Source organism: Idiomarina baltica OS145 (assembly GCF_000152885.1).
Classification (GTDB): Bacteria; Pseudomonadota; Gammaproteobacteria; order Enterobacterales; family Alteromonadaceae; genus Idiomarina; species Idiomarina baltica.
On the sequence record NZ_CH672409.1, the window covers coordinates 9,548 to 30,649 of the forward strand.

The following is a 21,102-nucleotide window of genomic DNA, read 5'->3' on the forward strand; positions in this document are numbered from 1 at the left end:
TAACGCTTTGAAAAAACAACACTTTATTAACTTTCTTTGTCGAGTACTTTTATAGTATAGGCAGGTACTTGATCATCCGACGCGGCAACAAATTGCCGCTTAAGTTCTTGCCAGCTATGCGCTTTTTGATAATCAGGGAAGTATGTATCGCCTTCAACATCTAATTCGATTTCGGTAACATATAGACGGTCGCAATACGGGAAAAAAAGTTCATATATTTTTCCTCCACCAATAATCATCAACTCTTCAGCATCCCCAGCGGCGGCAAATGCTTGGTCGACATTTGCCACCCAAATTACGCCATTATCGGGGTCTTGGTGTCGATCGGGTTGCGAAGTTAATACAATATTCTTACGTCCTGGCAAGGGACGACCCAATGATTCAAACGTTCGCCGACCCATAACAATCGGCTTACCTAATGTAACTTTTTTGAAATATTGTAGCTCATTAGGAATATGCCATGGCATCGCATTGTCCTTTCCTATGACTCGATTATTCGCCATCGCGGCTATCATAGAAACTTTCATTGAATGTCGCCCTTTTTAGACATTACTTTTGGTAGATGACTTCGACACCGTCGTCGACACCGTCGTCATCATCATCGTCGTCATCAAAATCGTCTTCATCTTGATACTCTTCCAAGACTTCATCATGGTACGTATCCCATTTAAAGTCGACGGCTTCTTCCTCTTGCGCTTTTTGCGCTTCTTCATGAGGTGAAGGCAAAGTATCAATATACTCGACGACATCATGACACAACTGCTGCGTATTGCGGCCTTCCAATGCGGCGATTTGATAAACTGGACCTTCCCAGCCTAATCGCTCAACCAGGTCATCAACTAATTCTTGGCGTTCTTCCTCGAGTACGAGATCAACTTTATTGATCACTAACCAGCGCGGCTTTTCCGCCAACTTAGGACTGTATTTCTCCAGCTCTTCAATGATAACGCGCGCTTGTTCAACGGGATCGCTCTCATCAAATGGTGCTAAGTCGACAAGATGCAATAGCAGACGGCAGCGTTCTAAATGCTTCAAGAACTGTATACCTAAACCAGCACCTTCAGCGGCACCCTCAATCAAACCCGGAATATCAGCGATCACAAAGCTGTGGTGAGCCGCAGGTCGCACAACACCTAAATTGGGTACCAGAGTGGTAAACGGGTAATCCGCAACTTTAGGTTTTGCGGCAGATACCGAACGAATAAAGGTCGATTTACCTGCATTGGGCATGCCCAATAACCCGACGTCAGCCAACAGCATCAATTCGAGCTGAAGTTGTCGTACTTCACCCGGCGTACCATTGGTTTTTTGTCGCGGGGCACGGTTAACACTGCTTTTAAAACGCGTGTTACCTAGCCCATGAAAGCCACCTTTCGCCACGATGATGCGCTGACCGTGGCGTGTTAAATCCCCGATCACCTCACCCGTATCAATATCTTTCGCACGCGTACCAGGGGGCACTTTTAAGGTAATATCTTCACCCCGCTTACCCGTACAATTTTTACTCATTCCGTTTTGACCCCGCTCAGCACGGTGAAAGCGCTCAAAACGATAATCAATAAGGGTGTTGAGGTTTTCGTCGGCTTCTAAATAGACATCGCCGCCATCTCCGCCGTCGCCACCATCGGGGCCACCTTTGGGAATGTATTTTTCACGGCGAAAGCTGATACAGCCATTACCACCATCACCGGCTTCCACACGGATTTCTACTTCATCTACGAATTTCATGAGCGACTTCTTTTAGAACAATTCTTGAGGATACTAAGGTTAGCACATATGAAAAAGCCCTGCCGTAAAGGCAGGGCTTTTCAAATCTTTTGAGACAGCTGAAATTAGTCAGTGATTACACTGATAAATTTACGATTTTTGCTGCCTTTAGTTTCGAAAGAAACTTTACCTTCCGCGGTCGCGAATAAGGTGTGATCTTTACCCATGCCTACGTTGCTACCAGCGTGGAATTTAGTACCACGTTGACGAACTAGGATGTTGCCTGCCAATACAGACTCACCACCGAAACGCTTAACACCCAGACGTTTACTCTCTGAGTCACGACCGTTTTTAGTAGAACCACCAGCCTTTTTGTGTGCCATGTGTCGTTACTCCTTAAATTAGCTGTTGATACCAGTGATTTTCACTTCTGTGAACCACTGACGGTGACCTTGTTGCTTACGTGAATGCTTACGACGACGGAATTTAACGATCTTCACTTTGTCGCCACGACCGTGATCAACGATCTCAGCTGTCACTTTGCCACCTGATACTAACGGCGCACCGATTTTTACATCGTTGCCGTCAGAAACCATAAGAACCTGGTCGAACTCAACTACGTCTCCGGTAGCTGCTTCCAGTTTTTCCAGGCGGACGATTTGGCCTTCAGTCACACGGTGCTGCTTACCGCCACTTTGGAATACTGCGTACATAGTAATCTCCACTGCCATTAGGCACTCGAATTTAAAATAGGTCGCGAATTCTACTGAATAAACAACAGGATCGCAAGTAGTTTCTGGTGTTCTTTTATGATTCATTTGCGCACTTTTTCGAGTTATTCAACGTCGTTGCCAATGGCTAGCAACGCACGCTCATATATTGTAACATCCCATCTCCGTTAAATTTACGTAAAGCATCTCATATTATGATGGATCTGAAGTCCATTAACGATCTCGCACAAAAAGACATGCAAGGCGTTAACGCGCTCATTGGCGAACAGTTAAGCTCCGATGTAGCGCTGATCAATCAACTGGGCATGTATATTGTGAATAGTGGCGGTAAGCGACTGCGCCCTCTGCTTGCTGTTCTCTCATGTCGTGCACTCGGTTATGAAGGCCGTGCCCACCTATCGCTGGCGACTATTATCGAATTTATTCACACCGCAACGTTGCTGCATGACGATGTCGTTGATGAGTCGGAACTGCGCCGTGGTCGCAAGACCGCTAACGCGGTATTTGGTAATGAAGCCTCGGTACTCGTTGGTGACTTTCTATATACCCGCGCGTTCCAAATGATGGTTCAGCTCGACTCAATGACGATTTTGAGTATTTTAGCGGATGCCACGAACGTGATCGCAGAGGGTGAGGTTTTGCAATTGATGAACTGTAATGATCCGGACACCACCGAAGCACGCTACTTTGATGTCATTTATGGCAAAACGGCGAAGTTGTTTGAGGCTGCGACACAACTGGCTGGCGTGCTTACCGAACAAGACAGCACAGTGACCGAACAATTGGCTGACTATGGTCGCTATTTAGGCACCGCGTTCCAATTGGTCGACGACCTGATGGATTATACATCCGATAGTCAAACCATGGGCAAAAACGCGGGCGATGATCTCGCTGAGGGTAAACCGACACTGCCACTGTTATACGCGATGTGGCATGGTGATGAAGCTGCTCGCAAGTTGATTCGAGAAGCCATAGAACAAGGTGATGGGCGCGAACACTTAGAAACCGTGCTTGCGGCTATGCACGCCACGGGCGCGCTCGAGTACACTCGTCAAAAAGCGCTTGAGGTGGCGCAGCAGGCGCGGGAGAGTTTAGCCGTTTTACCTGAATCAGATTATAAGCAAGCGTTGATCGCGCTGACTCATTTAGCGGTTGATCGCGTCGCATAATTAGGCTCATCACATAAATCAAACATAAAAAAACCGCATGCAAGCATGCGGTTTTTTTGTTCGCTTCGCGATTAAGATGCGAAGTCGATACCTTTTTGGATATCGCCTTTCAAACCGTCGAGCATGTCATCCATGCACTTTTGTTCGAATGCGCTTAACTCACCGTAAGATAGGATTTCTTCTGCACCATTCTTGCCTAAGCGAACTGGCTGTGCGAAGAATTTAGCGTTATCACCAGGACCTTCAACGTAAGTGCACTCGATAGTGTCCTGACCTTGCAAGCCGTTAACTAATGACAAGCAGAAACGAGCTGCGGCTTGACCCATTGATAATGTTGCAGAACCGCCGCCTGCTTTCGCTTCAACAACTTCGGTACCCGCATTCTGGATACGGTGAGTCAAATCTTTGATTTCCTGCTCAGTAAACTCAACGCCTTCGACTTGTGACAACAGTGGCAGAATCGTCGTGCCGCTGTGACCGCCAATTACTGGCACAGTGACATTAGCAGGATTCAAACCACGCAGTTCAGCAACAAAAGCTTCAGAACGGATAACGTCAAGTGTCGTTACGCCGAAAAGTTTTTGTTTATTATAAACGCCCTTTTGCTTCAATACTTCAGCCGCAATAGGAACCGTTGTATTCACTGGGTTAGTAATGATACCGACGCAAGCGTCTGGACAGTTATCTGCGACACCTTCAACAAGGTTTTTAACGATGCCGGCGTTCATGTTGAACAGGTCAGAGCGGTCCATACCTGGCTTACGCGGAACACCTGCTGGAATCAAAACGATATCGCTACCGACGAGTGCTGACGCTAAATCGTCTTTACCATAACCGGTAACTTTTACGTCGGTTGGGATGTGGCTCAGATCAACCGCTACACCAGGAACAACTGGGGCAACGTCATATAAAGACAGTTCAGAACCCGCAGGTAGTTGAGTTTTTAACAACAAAGATAACGCCTGGCCGATACCACCGGCCGCACCTAATACGGCTACTTTCATCTCAGACTCCGTTTTTATGTTGGATTAGTGACTGCATAAGCATAGAATAGTTATGCGGATATGGCGCAAAACTGTACTCCAATAGGGCTTAAAATACAAATAAACTGATCTAGGCGAAGGGCATGACACAAGCAAAACTACTGGCAGCATTTAAAGCATTATTGAAAGAAGAACGCTACGGTTCACAAGGTGAAATCGTTGAGGCACTCAAGCAACAAGGCTTTAGCAATGTCAGTCAATCCAAGGTTTCGCGTATGCTCAGTAAGCATGGTGCAGTGCGAACACGGAATGCTAAACAAGAGATGGTGTACTGTTTACCTGCCGAAATATCAGTGCCCTCGGCTAAAGCACCATTAAACCAACTTGTTTTGGATATTCAGCACAATGATGTCATGGTCATTATTCGTACTAGCCCGGGTGCCGCACAACTCATTGCTCGCTTACTTGATTCAGTCGGTAAAAAGGAAGGCGTACTTGGAACCATCGCGGGCGACGACACCATTTTTATCGCGCCGTTAAAGGTCTCTGAGATCGATTTTACCTTAGAAAAAGTAAAGTCGTTATTTGAGGCACACTCGGTTGTACCGGACAACGAAAATTAAATAGCGATTCGCGGGCTCAGCAAGCCGAGCGTTCTACACTCAATGCCAGAAACGCCCGGCTCGGCACGAAGAATGCCGAATTGATTGTGGCTTGCGTGTAATCGAGCAAAGGGTCGTATTGGTTCGAGTCATCTTCTTGATAGCGCTGCTTGAGCCAGTTCACTACGGCCTTTGGCTGGCATGTAAAATACATCGCTAACATACCCTGCTCTCGCGTATCACCCCACGCCATATTTTGCCGTAATAAAGGAATAGGTTGCTCATTTTTATCAAGCAAGCGCGTTTTACTGGCATGAGTGACACCGATAATGTCGGCCTCGGGTAACTTTTCCGAGGTGACTTTATCACGTCCTAATACCTGCTCCTGACGCTCAATACCGAGATAGTCCCAACGCTTTAAATCATGTTTAAACTTTTGCACGAACAGATAACTACTGTGCTCAAACAAGTCACTTTGTTGTTTGTCGATTAGCGCTACATTTCGACGGCGTAAACCACGTGGATTATCAGGCGCATCAACGAATCCCATCAGATCACGGCCATCGAGATAACGGAAGCTATGAATATGCTCCGCGATTTCGATATCATAACCCAACCACTCATTAAGTGTGCGAGCGGCTAAGTAATTGGCATCATAGCGATCTGATCGGAGGTTAATCAGCAAATCGAACACCTGCTCGGGCGCATCTCTATGGCCCTCTCGCAGCTCGGGGAAGCTACCAAAGCCCTCGGGACGATGCTCAGGATAAAGAATATCCCAATACTCACTGCCAATGGCGATAAACCCATTCAACATCGCTTCCGAGAAGCGATCGCTGAGTTCATCTATAATCGATGGAATACGAGCAATTTTGCGACGCATGACATCAACATCATCCGTCATGACATGGCAAAACAAAGTGAGTCCATGTAGATTAGGCTCGTCACAAATTCCGGATTGCGCTTTAAACAAAGTGTATCTCCGTTCCAGTTAAACGTTGTTTTAGTTATTTTTACATTCATCGGAACTGCAGGCATTATAGAATGCCTGTAAATCACACAGAATCGCAAGGAAAAATCATGCGCCAATTGATTTTAGCCGCCAGTATTGTCTCACTGGTGTCGTGTGCAAGCCAATCGCATACACCGCCGAACGCTGAAACTCATCAAGTCAGTCAGCAAACTTCATTGACCGAGTCGTTTCATACACTGGCCAATACTGTTTGGGAAGACTTATCAGCAAGCCATAAAACGGCATTACCGGACATGTCCCCAGCGGCACTTAATGCGCGTTATCAGAAGCACGCAAAGTGGTTAGCACAACTTGATGCGATTGATGTCAGCCAGCTCAGTTCTCAAGATCGCATTAACCATGCAATGATCTCATATTCACTTAAAAATAGCGTCGACGAGTATCGCTTTAAAGCTCATTATATGCCACTCACTGCAGAGGGCTCATTTCATTCGTCATTGGCGTTCATGCCAGGTAATACGCGGTTTGAGTCGGCTCAGGATTATCGCGACTACCTTAGTAAGCTAGCAACTATCCAGCGGTACATGACACAACAAACTGACTGGCTGCGTAAGGCTATTGAGGAAGGCTATACGCAACCGAAAGCAGCGATGGAAGGATTTGAAGAAAGTATCCTTGCCTATATTGTGCAAGATCCTGAGCAAAGTGTTTATTTTGACCCGTTCAAACAGCAACCTCGCTTTGTTGATGATGCCACTTGGGCTGAATTGCAACAACAAGCGCGTAACGTCATCGATAACCAGATTATGCCAGCTTACGATGACTACTTTACTTTTATGGTCACCGAGTACTTGCCGAACTCACGTGATTCAATCGGCGCTTATGACTTACCTAATGGAAAAGCGTTTTATAAGAACCGTATCGAGCATTACACGACAACCGACATGACCGCCGAAGAAATCCACGAAATTGGGTTGAGCGAAGTTAAGCGTATTCGTGCAGAAATGGATGAAGTAATTGCGGAATCAGGCTTTGACGGTGATTTTGATGAATTCGTTGAATTCTTGCGTACCGATGAGCAGTTTTATGCAGACACGCCGGAAGAGTTGCTCGCAACCGCTGCGTTGGTCGCAAAAAAGATGGATGGTAAACTACCCGGCTTATTCAAAACGTTGCCACGTAAGCCCTATGGTATTGCGCCTGTACCAGACGAGATTGCTCCCAAGTACACAACCGGTCGTTATAAAGGCTCAAACCGTGCTGACCAAGCGGGCTATTATTGGGTAAATACTTATGCATTGGATCGTCGTCCACTGTATCAAATCCCCGCATTGACCCTGCACGAGGCCGTGCCAGGTCACCATTTGCAGAATGCAATCGCCGGAGAGATGAAAAATGTGCCAGAGTATCGCCAGCAAACTTATATTTCTGCTTTTGGTGAAGGCTGGGGCTTGTACTCTGAATATTTAGGTTTAGAAGCTGGTTTTTATCAAGACCCATACAGCAACTTTGGTCGCTTAAGCTATGAAATGTGGCGTGCAGCACGTTTAGTAGTGGATACGGGTATGCATGCTATGGGTTGGAGCCGTGAGCGTGCGATTGACTTTATGGCGAGCAACACAGCGCTATCGTTACATAACGTGAAAACTGAAATTGATCGCTATATCACTTGGCCCGCTCAGGCACTGTCCTATAAGCTGGGTGAGTTGAAAATCAAAGCACTGCGCAAGCGGGCAGAAGACGAGCTTGGTAGTGATTTTGATCTACGCGAGTTCCACGATGCGATACTCGAGAACGGCAGTGTGCCACTGGATGTGTTAGAACAGCATATTAATCAATGGATTGATGACCAAAAGTCGGCCTAACCAAGACGACTGATAAATAAAAGGCTTGCCAAATACGGCAAGCCTTTTTTATGAGCCGATGTTATCGACTACGATGATTGAGGTGTTTTAACTCGCTGCACAACCGCATACATCACAGGGACCACAAACAATGTCAGTACCGTGGCAAAACCTAAACCAAACATAATGACCGTCGCCATACTGGCAAAGAAATCATCCAGTAATAGCGGTAACATCCCTAATATCGTTGTTGCGGCGGCCATAAATACCGGCCGGACACGACTGACCGAAGCATCGACCAAGGCTTGATAAGCAGGTTTGCCCTCCTCAAGCTCGACATTAACCTGTTCAAGCAACACAACACCGTTTTTGATTAGCATGCCTGAAAGACTGAGAAAGCCCAATAATGCCATAAAGCCGAAGGGCATATTCAGTACTAATAAGCCCAACGTGACGCCCACAATCGATAACGGTACCGTGGTCCACAGCACAGTCGCTAAACGCATCGAATTGAACAACAATACGGTGATAATGAACATCGCGAGAAATCCGAGTGGTAAAGAACCAAACAGAGCCTTCTGAGCTTTATTGGATGCCTCATGCTCACCGCCCCACTCTATAGAATAGCCCAGCGGTAGTGCCATGTTATCAATCTTAGGTTGTACTCGTGCAAATACAGCCGCCGCCGTTTCGTTACCGAGCACGTCGTGATCGGCCATCACTGTCAGCGTCCGTTTTCTATCACGACGCATGATCAGGGCGTTTTCCCAGACCACATTAATATCTTGAACCACTTGTCCTAGCGGTAAGTAGCGATCAAGCACAGGACTGTATATTTGCAATTCGCGCCAGTTATCCAAGTCAACTCGCTCTTGAGCCGGCGCGCGCGAGATAATCGGTAATAAATCAGTTCCATCGCGATAAATGCCAACGGTGCGACCCTCAAAGTTGGTTTTGAGTAAGTGGTCTACATCCTGCTTAGTAATACCGAGTCGCCGTGCGGCCGCTTCATCAAACTGCGGTCGAAGCAATTTCGTCTTTTGGCGCCAATCATGACGAATATTCATCGCCCCTGGATCGTCGCGTAAAATTGTCTCAGCTTGCTGAGCCAGTTTGCGTAAGACCTCTGGATCGGGACCGCTGATGCGCGCTTCTATCTTAGCAGGCGTTGCTGGACCAATATTGACACGTATGAGTTTATCTTCGACCTGAGGGTGATGTTCTCTTAGGTACTGACGTGTGTCTGCCATGACATTCAACATGGTGTCTTTGTCAGCGACCCTTACGATCAACTGCGCGTAACTTTCGTAAGACTTTTCGACCAAGTAAGTCAGGGTAAAGCGCGGTGCTCCCTGACCAACGGTGGTCGCAACTGAGGCGACTTCTGGTTGCGCCAATAAGTATTGCTCAGCACGTCTTGCATCTTGAGACGTAAAACGAATGTCAGTGCCTTCTGGATACCAAAGGTCGACGTAAAACATGGGAGTCGTCGACGGTGGAAAAAATGCCTGTTTAACTTGTTTGAAGCCCACCGCCGAAGTGACCAAGAGCGCCAGCATCGCTAACATGGTCAGCAAACGATGCTGCAAGCACCACGATAATACACGTCGATAACCTTTAAACACCGGATGACCATACACATCATCACCATCCGCCGCCAATTTATCCCCCTCTTTATACATTCGGTCGGCTAAGAATGGAATAAGTGTCAGCGCGGTTATCCAACTGAGTAGTAACGAAATCAACAACACCCAAAACAGGCTTCCGGCAAATTCCCCCGTCGCGTCAGAAGATAACCCGATAGGCGCAAAGGCGATAATGCCAATCACGGTGGCACCGAGTAGTGGCCATTGATTCTGGCGCACCACCGTCACCGCGGCTCTAAGCTTTGTTTGTCCGCGTTGCATACCGACCATCATGCCATCGGCAATAACAATGGCGTTATCCACCAGCATACCCAGCGCAATGATGAGCGCTCCTAGTGACACCCGCTGGAGGTTGATATCAAAAATATTCATGAAGATGAACGTGCCCAATACGGTTAATAGCAGCACGCCACCAATGAGAATCCCACTGCGAAAGCCCATACTCAGTAAAAGAGCGATAATCACAATGACTACGGCTTCGACCAAATTCATCAAGAAATTATCGACCGAGTTTTCGACCTCGTGTGGCTGGTCGTAAATACGCTCTACGCTCATGCCCACGGGTTGAGCATAACTCAACTCGTCCAAACGTTGGTTAATACGCTGCCCCACGTCAACCACGTTGACATTATCTGCAAATGAGACGCCTAGCCAAATTGAGGGTTGTCCATTGAAGCGTACAATATGACTGGGGATTTCTTTGGTATCTCGGTAAATCTGTGCGACGTCACGTAAGTAAATCCGTTGCTCGGCTCCCGGATTACTAATCACCAAATTAGCAAGCTCTTCCACGGATTCAAATTCACCTGTTGTGGCAATCCGAAAGCGCTCCTCGTCTACCGTGACTCGCCCAGCATCGGCCACGGTATTTTGTGTGGTTAGCAAGTTAGCGATACGACTCGTGGGAATACCAACATTTGAGAGCTTTGACCGTGATACTTCAACAATCACCTGCTCTTGCTGTTCGCCACTGGCGATCACTTTGCCGACGCCCTCCACCAGCACCAATTCACGACGTAGGAAATCTGCGTAATATTCGATGTCTTGATAATCATAACCGTCACCGGTAATGGCGAGCAGCACACCATAAACATCAGCGAAATCGTCACGAATGATCGGTTGTTGTGTTCCGGGCGGTAAATTACGCGCGCTGTCATTGATTTTACGGCGCAATTCATCCCAAATTTGCTCTAGATCATCAGCGCGATAAGTGGACTTCATTTCAACGGTTATTTGCGAAAGGCCGGGCTTCGAGATAGAGCGAATATTATCAACGTAACTGAGCGACTGGATGGCATTTTCAAGTGGGTAAGTAACCTCTTCTTCGACTTGTTGTGCCGATGAGCCTGGATAGGCGGTGATTACCATAGCTTGCTTAATAGTAAACTTGGGGTCTTCAAGTCGCCCAAGCTGTAATAAACTGACAATGCCTCCAACCAGTAGAACAATAAGCAACAACCAACTACTGGTTTTTCGCTCCATACTGTATTGAGCTATATTCATTACAGCCCCCGCTCACGCTGCCATTCACGCACTTGCTGCTGCGGCTGTAGTTGGTATACACCCGCGCTGACGATACGCTCACCGGTTTCGAGCCCGTCGGTGACGAGTAGACCCTCGTTGGTCATGTTCCCAACTTCGACGCTTCGCTTTTCGACTTGCATTTGCGCATTGACTACCCATACATAATGTTGGTTATCTTGCTCATCAAACACCGCCGTTGAGGGCACCAAAACGCCTTCAAGGGTGCCGCGCATAACTTGCCGTAAATCGACAATAACCGTTGCAGTCATGCCTGGCAGAATATTCAATTCATCGGGTCGAGGTAAGGTAAACACGACCTCATAGGTGTTGGTAGCGGGGTCTGCCTGGGAGTCCCACTCTTTCAAATGACCAACAAAGCGTTTTTGTGGCGCAGCATCAAATACTACCGTCGGCTCATAATTAAGGTTTTTATTCACTTGCGCAAAGAGATTTTCCGGCACTTGGATAGAAACATCCACTGCGTTGGCTATTTGCAAAGTCGCAATGGGTTGCTTTGCTTGAACATTTTCGTAGCGCTCAACAGGTCGCTGAGCTATTACACCATCAAAAGGTGCGCGTAGCTCGGTATAGCCTAAGTTAGCCTTGGTGGTTTCATAATTCGCTCGCGCAACAGCCAGCTGCGACTCAATTTGGTCGAACTGCGCCTCGGACATCAGCCCCTGCGCAACCAGCTTCTTGTTGCGTTGATACTGTGACGACGCCAGGTCGAATTGCGCTTTTGCTTGTTCCATCGCCAGACGGTAGTCCGTCGGGTCAAGGCGAGCAATGAGGTCGCCTTTTTTGACTTGGGCGCCCGCCCTTACTGGTAGCTCCTTGACCTCACCCGCAACACGAAAGGTCAACTGTGCCACTTCGGCTGCTTCAACGACGGCTGGAAATTGGCGTAGTTGTTCCCCGCCGGCATCTTGCACCGTGACGATCCGCACTGGGCGAGGTGGCTTCTCTGCCGAGACGTTACTGGATGCAGGTTCGGAACATGCTGTTAACAACAACAGCGAGCATAGTGTGATGCCGCCAATCATTCGATTCATTTTGGAACTCCCATTGGGCGCAAGTTAATAGGAAAAACTTTGCTTATTGCTTAGTTTAGCGTTAAATTTAATTTAGTTATATTGAAAAAATCTTTTTAACTACTTCAGTTTTAATGAATATACTGCATCTCAAAATGATGGCGAGCGTCGCCGCTTCGGGCTCGCTTCAAAAAAGTGCTCAGCAACTGCACCGTAGCCAGTCAGCCATTAGTATGGCACTCAAGAAGCTCGAGCAAGAGGCTGGCTTTGCGCTATTTAATCGGGACGGTTACCGTCTGCAACTGACAGCGCACGGTCAACAGTTTTTACGACAAGCTGAAGAAGTCTTGCGCCAGCATGAACGCTTGGATACGTTATCCAGTCGTTTGCGCACCGGCGCTGAACCCCATTTAACGCTTTGTTTTGACCACACCTGCGATGCGCGTTATTGGTTCGATGCCATAACCTTAGTACAAAGCGAATTTCCCGCCACCGAATTACGCTTTGAAGGCGAATCGCAACTACGAGCCTTGCGACGCATTAATCAGGGGGAAGCCGATCTCGCAATTTGTCCTTGGCTGCCGTTGTTTCGACAGTACGGCGAATTTGAGACACTCAAAGTGAGCCCTTTTCAACTTGTCGTTGTAATGCATAGTCAACTTGCCGAAGAAAACGGCGGTGTGCCTGATAATCGGCAGCAACTGTTGGGGCTACCGATGTTGGTGCCGCAAGTACTCGAAGTCGGTATTAATGTCGACGCTATCCTCAAACTGCCGAGTCAGCGACGTATTCAAACCAGTGACGTGGCGACACAACGAGATATGCTCGTTGCTGGCCTAGGTTGGGGGGCGATTCCTATGCACATGGCCGCACCTTATTTGGCCAGTGGCGAGTTGGTACAAATCGAAATTCCGGGGTTCGTGCAACGGGTCAATTTAGAAGTACACATTATACGCTCGGCAATACGGAGTCCGGGTCCTGCGGCTGAGGCCATTTGGCAAGCATTTGCCGAAAAGGCCGTTGATAGCTAAAACCTTCTGTTATTCATAGTATTTATACCCTACATTGTCTGATTTATAGCCGCGTGCCGTGTGAATTGGCGGGAAAATGCGTATAATGCCCGCCACTAGTGAAGTCATTATTTCTCATGCAAACACACAAGAGGTAACTGGAGTGCTAAAAGAATATCGTCAGCACGTTGAAGAGCGTGCCGCTGAGGGCATCCCTCCGAAGCCATTAACGGCTGAACAAGTTGCAGATTTAGTTGAGCTGCTAAAAAACCCACCCGCGGGTGAAGAAGCGTTTTTAGTCGAGCTCCTTTCAGAGCGTGTACCTCCAGGCGTCGATGAAGCGGCTTATGTAAAAGCAGGCTTCTTGAGCGCAGTTGTTAAAGGCGACGTCGAAAGCCCTGTTATCAGTAAAGAACAAGCCGTTAAATTGTTGGGCAACATGCACGGTGGCTATAACATCGAGACTTTAGTCGCGTTGTTAGATGACGCTGAATTAGGTCGTCTTGCGGCTGAAGAGCTTAAGCACACCATCTTGATGTTCGACGCCTTCCACGACGTTGAAGAAAAAATGAAAGCAGGCAACGCGCTTGCAAAAGAAGTCGTAGAATCATGGGCTGAAGGTGAGTGGTTCACTAGCCGTGACAAGATGGCGGACGAAATCAAAGCGACTGTATTCAAAGTGACCGGTGAGACCAACACCGATGACTTGTCACCTGCGCCGGATGCATGGTCACGCCCTGATATTCCTTTGCACGCTAAGGCAATGTACAAAATGCCGCGTGAAGGCATCACCAATGCCGGCGAGCAAATTGAAGAACTTAAGAAGAAAGGTCACCCCGTTGCATTCGTAGGCGATGTTGTGGGTACTGGCTCTTCACGTAAGTCGGCGACTAACTCTGTGCTGTGGAACATCGGTGAAGATATGCCAGGTACGCCAAACAAGCGTGCAGGCGGTATTTGTATCGGTGGTAAAGTCGCTCCTATCTTCTTTAACACGATGAAGGACGCGGGCGCATTAGTATTTGAAGCCGACGTTGAGAAAATGAACATGGGCGATGTGATCAGCATCTTCCCATACGAAGGCAAAATCAAAAACGAAGCGGGCGAAGTCATCGCTGAATATGATTACGCATCGCGCGTCATCCTAGATGAAGTGCGTGCAGGTGGCCGTATCAACTTGATCATCGGTCGTGGTTTGACTGCAAAAGCGCGTGAATCATTGGGCTTAGGCGCAAGCGATTTATTCTTAACGCCTGAACAACCACAAGACAGTGGTAAAGGCTACAGCCTTGCTCAGAAACTGGTCGGTAAAGCATGCGGTATGGAAGGCGTACGCCCAGGTACTTACTGTGAGCCGCAAATGGCAACCGTAGGTTCACAGGATACCACCGGTCCAATGACCCGTGACGAACTTAAAGACTTAGCGTGCCTTGGCTTTAACTCTGACTTGGTCATGCAGTCATTCTGTCACACCTCTGCGTATCCAAAACCGGTTGATGTTGAGACTCAGCACACGTTGCCAGACTTCATCATGAACCGTGGCGGTGTATCACTGCGCCCAGGCGACGGTATCATCCACAGCTGGTTAAACCGTATGTTGTTACCAGACACGGTAGGTACTGGTGGTGACTCACATACTCGTTTCCCACTGGGGATTTCTTTCCCTGCGGGTTCTGGTTTGGTCGCTTTTGCTGCAGCAACAGGCGTTATGCCGCTGGATATGCCTGAGTCGGTATTGGTGCGTTTTAAAGGTAAGATGCAGCCAGGTATCACATTACGTGACCTTGTTCATGCCATCCCAGCGTTTGCGATTAAAGACGGTTTGTTAACAGTCGAGAAACGCGGTAAGAAAAACGCATTCTCGGGTCGTATCTTAGAAATTGAAGGCCTTGAGCATCTAACTGTTGAGCAAGCGTTCGAATTGTCAGACGCTTCTGCAGAGCGTTCAGCGGCAGGTTGTACTATCAACCTTTCAGAAGAGTCAGTAGGTGAGTACTTACGCTCAAACATCACTATGTTGCGTTGGATGATCAACGAAGGCTATGGTGATGCACGTACACTTGAACGCCGTGCGCGTAAGATGGAAGAATGGCTTGAGAACCCGTCATTGATGCGTGCAGATAAAGACGCTGAATACGCAGAAGTGATTGAAATCGACCTTGATGAAATCAAAGAGCCTATCGTTTGTTGTCCGAACGACCCTGACGACGCAAAATTCCTGAGCGAAGTCGCTGGCGATAAAGTTGACGAGGTTTTCATCGGTTCATGTATGACCAACATCGGTCACTTCCGTGCCGCTGGTAAGCTGCTTGAGAAGAACTCTGATCCGTTAAACACTCGCTTATGGATTGCGCCGCCAACGAAAATGGATAAGGCTCAGCTTGAAACTGAAGGTTACTACGACATCTACGAGCGTAATGGCGTCCGTACTGAGATGCCGGGCTGTTCATTGTGCATGGGTAACCAAGCACGCGTAGAGCCAAACTCAACGGTGTTGTCAACCTCAACGCGTAACTTCCCTAACCGTTTAGGTGATGGCGCAAACGTTTACCTTACTTCTGCAGAACTTGCAGCAGTCGGTGCTATCGTTGGTCGTTTACCGACACCAGAAGAGTACCTTGAGTACGCGCAAGACATTAACGCGATGGCTGGCGAAGTTTATAAGTATCTAAACTTTGACCAAATGGATGCGTTCCGTGACGCTGAAAAAGCAGCAAAAGAGAACATCATCCCGACCATCAACGTTGCTTAATCGCATCGCGTACTGAGTCGAAGTTAAAAGCCTCGCAGTTTTGCTGCGAGGCTTTTTTAATGATCAATTAACAGCCGTCTGTTTTATTTGCAACAAAAGTGCCGCGTGAATTAATGGGTTGGGTAAAATAAACGCGACAATTGTCATCGGCTATCTCACCATCATCATCACGGTCAAAACCAATATAGGTTTGATGACGCTCGCCGACTTCAATAATGACATCCTCTGAGAAACTCACCATTTTTGCCACTTCAAAGTTATCAGGCCCCAATTGATCCACGTCATTTTTTATTAGCTTGATGTCGCGGCTGACATTATTACGCGGATTCTCTTGGTCTGACGTGGCATCGGCTTCAATAATACCGTCACCATTAACATCTAACCACGGACTGCCATTCACGTATATAACTCGGTTAGGTAGCTGCAACGCAGCATCAATATGCTTGGAGGCTTCCGTCAAGGTACCCGACATCGACTTAACCGCATTGGTCCGTGCTGCGGTACCAAAGTCAAAAAACTTAGGCGCCGCCGTCACCGCTAGGACACCAATGACCACAATAACAATAATCAACTCAATCAGGGTAAAACCTGCATTTAACGTCTGTTTACTCAAAAGGGCTCCTACCTTGCTGTTACGGTCACATAAACGGTATCCTGGTACCGACCCGCGCGTTGATACTTCACATCATCCACGACGATACCCATATCAAAACGTCGCTTGCCTGAGTAACTTTGCTGGTAGCTGCGTTGGTAGGTGGTGGTCGCGGGAAAACGATTGCCATCAAAAAGGATCTCATACGGGATACGGCTACTCGTATCTTGTTGATGTACCAGTGCACGGTCTTCCGAGTAAATTGATACATCGTATAGACTGTTACTAAATACTTTCAGTCGCCAATCAGCCCGCGCGCCATCATTGAGGCTCCCTAAGTCTACTTGGTAGTGGCCGCCATGACCGCGCACCGAATCACTGTGCGACCGAGCGACTTGAATACTGACAACGGCTGGCATGTAAAACCCAAGGTCGACCACTTTGTCCATTAATGTACGACGACCATCCTTTGATTGAACCACCAGGGCAGCGGCATAGGCGCCAGCCGTGATCACGCGGTGCGCGTCGATACGTAACCATAGGTTTAAATGCTGATGACCATTGTAATCAACAATCCAAGAACGACGTCCATCGACCGTACGCACGGGCAAAGGCTTGCGGTTAGTGTTCAATAAGGTGGCGTCGAGTTGTACACCTCCTTCACCGATGAGTTTAAAAGGTCCGTTATCCACAGCACTAAAAATCAAACTATCGATACAAGGACGTCCCTCTCGAAATGCCTGCACTTTTATCGGCAATAAAATTTCATCGTCAAACCTTACCGAGTTGTATTGATTAACTTGCACATCAAAGTCACCCGTGCACTGGTGTGGGTAACGACTATCAGCTTGTGCCACAGCTGATACCAGAAAAATAAACACGATTATGAACCTTTTCATGGTTGCACCTCGCTTACGGTAATAATCCCCGCATCAATTAAATTTTCTTCCGCTGCTTTAAAGTTCACTTTTGCTTGATACTTACCTATCACTAACTTGTAAGTACCTGGCGCAATGCCCTCGACCGCAAAACGGCCCCTGCGATTGGTAAATACATCCAACACCAATCCATTTCCAACCAGTTCGCCACGCTCCAAGCTGAGTGGCTGACCCGACTCATCTTGGATATAACCCAAGACTAAATAAGCGGCATCCGAACCCACAGTAATGACGCGTCCAGTCACACTACCACCACTTGAGTCATACAATCCTGGGCCCCAGTTATAACCGAGCGGTGCATTAGGTACATTAACGACAAGGCTGGTTTCACTAAACGGCGCGCCTAATGTCACTAATCCTGCTAAATGCTCTCCCGCGCGAGCCTCAATTTCACCCAAATAATCTGGATTAATCTCGACATCACTATCGGCGAGTGTCTTATGCTTTTTAATCAGCGCGAATGGAGCATCAACAATACTCGACATGCCAAGGCTTCCATCAGCAAAACCGAGCGTCGTACTCAGCGATGTGCGATAGATGTCAAAACGAGCGCCCGACTCGAGTTCTAGTTTTGACGCCGTCAGTTCGCCGCGTATGCGGTTTCCGGTGTAACTACCGCTGGCGCGAATATCCCGTAGTTGTGGATTATCGATACCATAGATTTCGTAGCCATAGTTGCCCACACGGTTGCGGTTAATGCGACCAAAGCTCGCTTGCGCCTGTTCTCTACGGTGATCGTATTCAACCCTTGTACGCAACTGACTACGTGAATCATAACTGTTCCACGAAACACTCAAAAACACGCCATCTTGCTGCTGCGTTAATGGATCAACAAAGTTACTGCGATAATATTCGGCACTCAGTAACCAGCCGCGACGACGCCAACTGAACCGAAGCGAATCCGTATTAATTGTTGTGCCATCGACCGCTTCGTAGCGCGACACACTGGCGGTTAAATCAAACTCATCATTGAAGAAATAAGTATAGTCTGCCGTCACTCGACGGTCATCAAATAACGTCAGTGGCTGCGTGGCGACTGTGGGGGCAAACTCAACTCTTTTCTCAAAACTGAAGCGCAGGTTAGGCGAGCTATTATAACCACTTCCCCAGACTGAGAACCCGACATCCACAGACGCTGCATAGCCATTAAATTCATCCAACTTAGATTGTGAGCCACGCAATGTAATGACACCGATATCAAAACCATAGGAGACCGTCGTGCCCACAATATGGCCCAAACTACTAAGTTCGAGGTTCACACCGGCAGTGAAACTATCCGAGAAACCGTAATCGTAATAGCCAGAGAATGTCAGTTCATCCCCATAGTTATATGAAAACTCTTCAAACTCCGATGCATAGCCGAGCTGAAAAGAGAAATCTGAAAGACCTTTGCGTAACAATGCGCCGCTGTAAAAGTTGTCAAAGCGAAATGTCTGTGTGGAGCCGTCCTCAAAAGTCGCAACGACGAGCACTTCATTGGCGCCTGCTGTGAAGGGCAGATCATTTAACTCATAACGACCTGGGTTAAATTGTTGTCGTAAGACGGTAAAGCCGTTGACTTGGATCTCAACATCGGCGCTCGACGGTAGATAGAACTGCTGACTGTTGCCTGGACTGATTTCACGACGCGGTTGAAGCTCACGGTAGGCGCGCGAAACACCAATACCCCCCATATTGAGACCGCTGACATGCCCACTCGTAAAGGTAGTCAAATCGCCGAGTTCATAGCGCAATGGCAATTGAGGGTTATCGTGAAATAGTGTGACTTCTCCACGATAGAACTCGTTATTGCCCTCATCGTTTCGATCGGCAAAGGCAGACCAACGCGCGTTCACACCATCGTATCCACCGACGTTTGCCGAACCGAGCCATTCTAGGGCGTAGCGCGTGTCTGAGTCGACAGTCTCCGTCAGTAGGTTAAACCGATTTAAGCTCGCAATAGTCGCAGTGCTATCGGGAATTACGACATAATCCGCAGTACCGTAATTTAACTCAGTTGGACGCAGAGCACTACCAGCTAACTTTGCCGTTAGACTCATGTTTTGCGGTGAAAAGTCGATAAAAATCCCACGATCTTGCAGTGCAGTGATGGGGATTAAACTGTCAGGATAAGCCTCTACCCAATGCATGGTGTCGTCATTCAGCATACGGCCCATTGAGCTCAGTAATGACTGTTTAACAACAGCAACGACTTGGCCCGATTGAATGGTCGCCGCGATGTCTTGAATCGCGCGTTCATTATAATTGACCGGCAAATCAATTGCATATTGTTGAGATTGTAACGGTAATGCATAAGCCGAGGCAGACGCACTAACGATCATCAGCCAGTTTAATGCGCGCATCTTCGACTCGTCCTTGCTCATTGAGAGACGCCAGCGCTAAACGAATGGTATGCGATGGCATTAAATAGGAAACGGGTAGTAACTCGCGATACATTGTCCATTCAACAGCATGCTCATTACCTGAATCTATAATCAATTGACTGCCATTAAGATTAACCACTTGGTTACCATTGTTAGTAAGCACTAACTGACAACCTATCTCGGCATCATTACACTCGAGTTTCTGTTGTAGGTCCTCAACCCCCTGTTGAGGATTGACGAATAGCAGTGTAGCGAAATTAAACACCATGTTAATTTCAGGTTGGCCATCGGGTTCACTTTTTAGCGGCAATTGCTTAAACACAATTCGGTAAGACTGCGTCTCAGCTAAACGTGGGTCACCAATAAATTGCGCTCGAAAAACTTGATAGGACTGGGCGCCCACTTCAATCTGCGGTGGCAGTACGATAATGTCATCGGTTTCGACTAACTGTTCAACTTGGTTGTCATCGAAGCTTCGTTTGTACACTTCAACTTCAAGCGGCAAGGTGGTGTCGCTCGGATTTGCGACGCGATAAGTCACACGGTTATGACCGCTGGTCGCCTGGATTTCAGCGATCATCGGCTCCACTTCGTAGGCATCTACCAGCACAGCAACCAGTACTAGCAGCCACAACATTGCTTTTTTTAACATGGCTGAACTCATGAGATTATTCGGGAAAATTAAGCCATCGCCCTAAAGCGATGGCTTATATGGAAAAACTCAATTAGTTCGGAGTCACAGTGACAGTGATCGTGTCACTATAGTCACCGGCGCGCTCATAACCTGTAGGTGCAGGAGAGACCTTCAAGGTACGGCGATGGAGGTCACCATTGGTGTTGTTACCGACCATGTTTCCGTTGCCAGTCATTGAATAAGGTGAGGTGAGAGAAACGCCCACTGCTGAACCATGATCCATAGTGTATGGAATGAAACCGGCTTGTGGATCGTTGTTTAGTGCTAACACACCACCGTTTTGTGAGCTGTAGGTGATGGTAGGCATTGCAGAAGTATTACACCAGAAACCAACACCAAAGCCAGCTGTAGCAACGCCGTCGAGAGCGATAGTTTTTGATGGACCACTGCTGTTATCCACTTTACAGACTTTCTCAACGGTACCGTTGACAGTAAATGACGTGGTATCGGTGTTGCTTAAATCCATTTGTTCAGCGACTGCTGCGGTGGTGGTGAATAGACTAGCAACTAAGAGGGTTTTTACTGAAGTTTTCATTTTGCGAA

At 47.7% G+C, this 21,102-nt stretch carries 18 protein-coding genes; 5 read left to right on the forward strand and 13 right to left on the reverse strand.

Annotated features, from left to right (window positions below; translation table 11 throughout):
* Positions 1-26: 26 nt before the first annotated feature.
* The 4 genes from folA to rplU form a co-directional block, all read right to left on the reverse strand.
* The gene (gene folA, locus OS145_RS11615) at positions 27-527 is read right to left on the reverse strand and encodes a type 3 dihydrofolate reductase (RefSeq protein WP_006956699.1); all 501 of its coding nucleotides are present in this window, start codon (positions 525-527) and stop codon (positions 27-29) included.
* Positions 528-549: 22 nt separating this feature from the next.
* Complete coding sequence (gene cgtA / locus OS145_RS11620) at positions 550-1,728, reverse strand: Obg family GTPase CgtA (protein WP_006956700.1); 1,179 nt, start codon at positions 1,726-1,728, stop codon at positions 550-552.
* A gap of 104 nt (positions 1,729-1,832) precedes the next feature.
* Positions 1,833-2,090, reverse strand: a complete 258-nt coding sequence (gene rpmA, locus OS145_RS11625; RefSeq protein ID WP_006956701.1) for a 50S ribosomal protein L27 — start codon at positions 2,088-2,090, stop codon at positions 1,833-1,835.
* Positions 2,091-2,108: 18 nt separating this feature from the next.
* On the reverse strand, positions 2,109-2,420 hold the full coding sequence (gene rplU, locus OS145_RS11630) for a 50S ribosomal protein L21 (protein ID WP_006956702.1): 312 nt from the start codon (positions 2,418-2,420) through the stop codon (positions 2,109-2,111).
* A gap of 215 nt (positions 2,421-2,635) precedes the next feature.
* Here rplU and ispB point away from each other — a divergent pair, with 215 nt between their 5' ends.
* Complete coding sequence (gene ispB, locus OS145_RS11635; protein WP_006956703.1) at positions 2,636-3,607, forward strand: octaprenyl diphosphate synthase; 972 nt, start codon at positions 2,636-2,638, stop codon at positions 3,605-3,607.
* 71 nt (positions 3,608-3,678) lie between these two features.
* Here ispB and mdh read toward each other — a convergent pair whose 3' ends face one another.
* A complete protein-coding gene (gene mdh, locus OS145_RS11640; RefSeq protein WP_006956704.1) occupies positions 3,679-4,611 on the reverse strand; it encodes a malate dehydrogenase in 933 nt (310 codons plus the stop codon).
* A gap of 122 nt (positions 4,612-4,733) precedes the next feature.
* Here mdh and argR point away from each other — a divergent pair, with 122 nt between their 5' ends.
* On the forward strand, positions 4,734-5,213 hold the full coding sequence (gene argR, locus OS145_RS11645) for a transcriptional regulator ArgR (RefSeq protein WP_006956705.1): 480 nt from the start codon (positions 4,734-4,736) through the stop codon (positions 5,211-5,213).
* 16 nt (positions 5,214-5,229) lie between these two features.
* On the opposite strand, the gene OS145_RS11650 is transcribed toward argR, so the two are convergent.
* Entirely contained in the window at positions 5,230-6,165 is a 936-nt protein-coding gene (locus OS145_RS11650) for a Dyp-type peroxidase (RefSeq protein ID WP_006956706.1), read from the reverse strand.
* Between the two features lie 107 nt (positions 6,166-6,272).
* Here OS145_RS11650 and OS145_RS11655 point away from each other — a divergent pair, with 107 nt between their 5' ends.
* Entirely contained in the window at positions 6,273-8,030 is a 1,758-nt protein-coding gene (locus OS145_RS11655; RefSeq protein ID WP_006956707.1) for a DUF885 domain-containing protein, read from the forward strand.
* A 68-nt stretch (positions 8,031-8,098) separates the two neighbouring features.
* Here the strand turns inward: OS145_RS11655 and OS145_RS11660 are convergent, their stop codons facing one another.
* Together OS145_RS11660 and OS145_RS11665 are read right to left on the reverse strand one after the other, a co-directional pair.
* The gene (locus tag OS145_RS11660; protein WP_006956708.1) at positions 8,099-11,158 is read right to left on the reverse strand and encodes an efflux RND transporter permease subunit; all 3,060 of its coding nucleotides are present in this window, start codon (positions 11,156-11,158) and stop codon (positions 8,099-8,101) included.
* Positions 11,158-12,231: an efflux RND transporter periplasmic adaptor subunit gene (locus OS145_RS11665; RefSeq protein ID WP_006956709.1), complete on the reverse strand. Its 1,074-nt coding sequence runs from the start codon at positions 12,229-12,231 to the stop codon at positions 11,158-11,160. Before OS145_RS11665 ends, OS145_RS11660 begins: the two co-directional genes overlap by 1 nt.
* A 113-nt stretch (positions 12,232-12,344) precedes the next feature.
* On the opposite strand from OS145_RS11665, the gene OS145_RS11670 reads away from it, so the two are divergent.
* Both OS145_RS11670 and OS145_RS11675 read left to right on the forward strand, forming a co-directional pair.
* Complete coding sequence (locus OS145_RS11670) at positions 12,345-13,241, forward strand: LysR family transcriptional regulator (RefSeq protein ID WP_040488177.1); 897 nt, start codon at positions 12,345-12,347, stop codon at positions 13,239-13,241.
* A 142-nt stretch (positions 13,242-13,383) separates the two neighbouring features.
* The gene (locus OS145_RS11675; RefSeq protein ID WP_040488192.1) at positions 13,384-15,972 is read left to right on the forward strand and encodes a bifunctional aconitate hydratase 2/2-methylisocitrate dehydratase; all 2,589 of its coding nucleotides are present in this window, start codon (positions 13,384-13,386) and stop codon (positions 15,970-15,972) included.
* Positions 15,973-16,039: 67 nt separating this feature from the next.
* On the opposite strand, the gene OS145_RS13665 is transcribed toward OS145_RS11675, so the two are convergent.
* From OS145_RS13665 to OS145_RS11700, 5 genes are all read right to left on the reverse strand, one after another.
* Positions 16,040-16,585, reverse strand: coding sequence for a prepilin-type N-terminal cleavage/methylation domain-containing protein (locus OS145_RS13665; protein WP_006956718.1), 546 nt, complete (start codon positions 16,583-16,585; stop codon positions 16,040-16,042).
* Between the two features lie 8 nt (positions 16,586-16,593).
* Positions 16,594-17,463 (reverse strand): hypothetical protein, encoded by an 870-nt coding sequence (locus OS145_RS11685; protein WP_006956720.1) that lies wholly within the window; start codon positions 17,461-17,463, stop codon positions 16,594-16,596.
* Positions 17,460-19,844 (reverse strand): fimbria/pilus outer membrane usher protein, encoded by a 2,385-nt coding sequence (locus OS145_RS11690; RefSeq protein ID WP_006956723.1) that lies wholly within the window; start codon positions 19,842-19,844, stop codon positions 17,460-17,462. The genes OS145_RS11685 and OS145_RS11690 overlap by 4 nt, the downstream gene beginning before the upstream one ends.
* Positions 19,813-20,517 carry a fimbria/pilus periplasmic chaperone gene (locus OS145_RS11695; protein WP_006956725.1) on the reverse strand — a complete coding sequence of 235 codons (705 nt, stop codon included), beginning with the start codon at positions 20,515-20,517 and terminating at the stop codon, positions 19,813-19,815. Before OS145_RS11695 ends, OS145_RS11690 begins: the two co-directional genes overlap by 32 nt.
* A 73-nt stretch (positions 20,518-20,590) precedes the next feature.
* The gene (locus OS145_RS11700; protein WP_006956728.1) at positions 20,591-21,094 is read right to left on the reverse strand and encodes a Csu type fimbrial protein; all 504 of its coding nucleotides are present in this window, start codon (positions 21,092-21,094) and stop codon (positions 20,591-20,593) included.
* Positions 21,095-21,102: the final 8 nt, after the last annotated feature.